Below are 1,534 nucleotides of genomic sequence, written 5' to 3'. Positions count from 1 at the left end.
CGTCCCGGCCGACCACCCGCTGCTCGGCGCCGCCGTGCCGCTCGCCGACGACACCGACGGCGTGCTGTTCACCAGCCGCCTCGCCCTGCGCGTCCACCCGTGGCTGCTCGACCACCGGATCGGCGGCCGGCTCGCCTTCCCCGCCGCCGCCCTCGTCGAACTGGCCGTCCGGGCCGGCGACCAGGTCGGCTGCGGCAGGATCGCGGAGCTGACGCTCGGCGACCCGCTGCCGCTCGCCGAGGACGACGAACCCGTCGTGCAGGTGCGCGTCGGCGCGCCCGACGACACCGGCGCCCGCCCGGTGGCCTGCTACGCCCGCCCCGGCGACGCCGCCCCCGACGAGCCGTGGACGCGCTGCGCCACCGGCACCCTCGTGCCCCAGGACACCGACCTGCCGGACTACGCCCAGGCGGCCTGGCCGCCGGCCGGCGCGCTCGCCGTCGACCTGGACGGCTTCTACCGCGAGCCCGGGCGCGGCCCGGCGTTCCGGGGGCTGCGCGCCGCCTGGCTGCGCGGCGAGGAGGTGTTCGCCGAGGTCGAGCTCGACGGCGAACCCGCCGATGACGCCCGCTACTTCGGCCTCCACCCGGCCCTGCTCGACGCCGCCCTGCACGCCGCCGTCCTGATCGGCGTCGGCACCGAGGAGCAACTGCCGCAGCCCCGGGCCTGGCAGGGCGTGGCCCTGCACGCCGGGGGAGCGGCCGCCCTGCGGGTGCGCGTCGCCCGCCTCGGGGAGGACACGGTGTCCGTCACCGCCACCGACCCGGCGGGCGGCGCGGTGCTGACGGTCGGCTCGGTCGTCCTGCGCGCCCCGCAGGCCGCCGCTGCCGCCGCCCGCACCGGCCGCGACCCGCTGTTCCGGATCGAGTGGGTCCCCGCCCCGGCCACGCCGCCCGCCGCCACGGCGCCGAGCTGCACCGCGCTCGGCCGGGACGCCTACGGCACGGGATCCTCGGCCGCGACCCTCGCGGACCTCGGCCGCCCGGTGCCCGACCTCGTCCTGGTCGCCCTGGACGGCCCGGCCGGCGACGTCCCCGAGGCCGTCCACGCGCACACCACGCGGGTGCTCGCCCTCGTCCAGGACTGGCTGGCCGACGACCGCGCCGCCGCCTCCCGGCTGGTGTTCGTGACCAGGGGCGCCGTCCGGGCCGCCGACGGCGAGACCGTCCGCGACCTGCCCGGCGGCGCCGCCTGGGGCCTGGCCCGCACCGCGAACTCCGAGCACCCCGGCCGCTTCGCCCTGCTCGACGTCGAACGGACCGAGGACGTGGCCGCGGTGCTGCCGCTGCTGCCCGGCCTGCTGGCCGACGGCGAGGCCCAGTTCGCCGTCCGCGGCGGCGCCCTGCGGGTGGGCCGGCTGGCCCGGCTCGCGGACGCCGCGGGGCTGCTGCCCCCGGCGGGCACGCCGTGGCGGCTGGACGTCGCCGAGGACGTGGCCCTGGTCCCGTCGCCCGAGGCGGCCGGGCCGCCCGCGACCGGGCAGGTCGCCGTCGCCGGCCGGGCCGCCTCGGTTCACGGACACGGCACAGGCGCG

General features: G+C 80.4%; 1 protein-coding gene. It reads left to right on the top strand.

Going from position 1 to position 1,534, the window contains the following annotated elements:
• The coding region (locus ACFV4F_RS43355) for a polyketide synthase dehydratase domain-containing protein (RefSeq protein WP_380511565.1) at positions 1 to 1,534 on the top strand (1,534 nt) is incomplete at both ends.

Source organism: Kitasatospora sp. NPDC059722 (assembly GCF_042733235.1).
In the GTDB taxonomy this organism is placed as follows: domain Bacteria; phylum Actinomycetota; class Actinomycetes; order Streptomycetales; family Streptomycetaceae; genus Kitasatospora.
This window is presented reverse-complemented; position numbering and strand designations above follow the sequence as displayed.